Origin of the sequence: Paenarthrobacter sp. 4246 (assembly GCF_040546855.1) — a bacterium.
Classification (GTDB): domain Bacteria; phylum Actinomycetota; class Actinomycetes; order Actinomycetales; family Micrococcaceae; genus Arthrobacter.
On the sequence record NZ_JBEPOP010000018.1, the window covers coordinates 1 to 2,309 of the forward strand.

Annotated in this window: 1 rRNA gene; it reads left to right on the forward strand. The window is 55.9% G+C overall.

The window, feature by feature from the left end:
- Positions 1-193 precede the first annotated feature (193 nt).
- A 23S ribosomal RNA gene (locus ABIE35_RS21150) occupies positions 194-2,309 on the forward strand; the annotation flags it as partial.

A 2,309-nucleotide genomic window follows, 5' to 3' on the forward strand; every position in this document is an offset into this window, starting at 1 on the left:
GCTGTCCCTTTGTGGGGTGGTGGTGGTCTGGTTGATGGGGTTGTTGTTTGAGAACTACATAGTGGACGCGAGCATCTGAGACATGCATGGCTGGCCTTTCGGGGTTGGTGTGTGTGTTTCTACAGCAATTTCTTATGAATGAACCTGGCCCTTGTGGTCATGGTTCTCTCGAGTAAGTTTTTGATCTTTGTGTGGTCAAGTTTTTAAGGGCACACGGTGGATGCCTTGGCATTAGGAGCCGAAGAAGGACGTAGGAATCTGCGATAAGCCTGGGGGAGTTGATAACCGAGCGTTGATCCCAGGATGTCCGAATGGGGAAACCCCGCACAACGCTGCAAGGTGATTGTGTGACCCGCATCTGAACACATAGGGTGCGTGGGGGGAACGCGGGGAAGTGAAACATCTCAGTACCCGCAGGAAGAGAAAACAATAGTGATTCCGTTAGTAGTGGCGAGCGAACGCGGATCAGGCTAAACCGTTTCCATGTGTGATAGCCGGCGGGCGTTGCATGGGCGGGGTTGTGGGACTTTCCGTGATGGTTCTGCCGGACCGTTGGGGTGATGTGCAGGCATAGGTGAACGGTCTTGAAAGGCCGGCCAGAGAGGGTGGGAGCCCCGTAACCGTAATGTTGTGTGCAGCCTGGAGAGTATCCCAAGTAGCACGGGGCCCGAGAAATCCCGTGCGAATCTGTCAGGACCACCTGATAAGCCTAAATACTTCCTAATGACCGATAGCGGACCAGTACCGTGAGGGAAAGGTGAAAAGTACCCCGGGAGGGGAGTGAAACAGTACCTGAAACCGTGTGCTTACAATCCGTCGGAGCAACCGCGAGTGATCGCATAGTAGTTGTGACGGCGTGCCTTTTGAAGAATGAGCCTGCGAGTTAGTGTTACGTCGCGAGGTTAACCCGTGTGGGGTAGCCGTAGCGAAAGCGAGTCTGAACAGGGCGAGTGTAGTGGCGTGATCTAGACCCGAAGCGGAGTGATCTACCCATGGCCAGGTTGAAGCGACGGTAAGACGTCGTGGAGGACCGAACCCACTTCAGTTGAAAATGGAGGGGATGAGCTGTGGGTAGGGGTGAAAGGCCAATCAAACTCCGTGATAGCTGGTTCTCCCCGAAATGCATTTAGGTGCAGCGTTGCGTGTTTCTTGCCGGAGGTAGAGCTACTGGATGGCCGATGGGCCCTACAAGGTTACTGACGTCAGCCAAACTCCGAATGCCGGTAAGTGAGAGCGCAGCAGTGAGACTGTGGGGGATAAGCTTCATAGTCGAGAGGGAAACAGCCCAGACCACCAACTAAGGCCCCTAAGCGTGTGCTAAGTGGGAAAGGATGTGGAGTTGCGAAGACAACCAGGAGGTTGGCTTAGAAGCAGCCATCCTTGAAAGAGTGCGTAATAGCTCACTGGTCAAGTGATTCCGCGCCGACAATGTAGCGGGGCTCAAGTACACCGCCGAAGTTGTGGATTTCACACATTGCCCTAGCCTTCGTGGTTCAGGGGTGTGGAGTGGTAGGGGAGCGTCGTGTGGGCAGTGAAGTCGCGGTGGAAACCAGCGGTGGAGCCTACACGAGTGAGAATGCAGGCATGAGTAGCGAAAGACGGGTGAGAAACCCGTCCGCCGAATGATCAAGGGTTCCAGGGTCAAGCTAATCTGCCCTGGGTAAGTCGGGACCTAAGGCGAGGCCGACAGGCGTAGTCGATGGACAACGGGTTGATATTCCCGTACCGGCGAAAAACCGCCCATGCCAAGCGGGGGATACTAACCGCCCGGAGCCTGCCCGCTCACCCTTGTGGTGTTGTGGGTTTTGGCCGAGCGCGGGACCTGATCCCGGGAGGTAAGCGTATTAACAGGTGTGACGCAGGAAGGTAGCCGGGCCGGGCGATGGTTGCCCCGGTCTAAGGATGTAGGGTCAGGGATAGGCAAATCCGTTCCTGTGTGCTTCGAGCACGTTCCTGAGATCTGATGGGACTCCCGTATGGGGGGATCCGGTGATCCTATGCTGCCAAGAAAAGCATCGACGCGAGGTTTTAGCCGCCCGTACCCCAAACCGACACAGGTGATCAGGTAGAGAATACCAAGGCGATCGAGAGAATTATGGTTAAGGAACTCGGCAAAATGCCCCCGTAACTTCGGGAGAAGGGGGGCCTGCCCCGTGATGGAGACTTGCTCTCCGTGAGCGGGTGTGGGCCGCAGAGACCAGGGGGAAGCGACTGTTTACTAAAAACACAGGTCCGTGCGAAGTCGCAAGACGATGTATACGGACTGACTCCTGCCCGGTGCTGGAAGGTTAAGAGGACCGGTTAGCCAC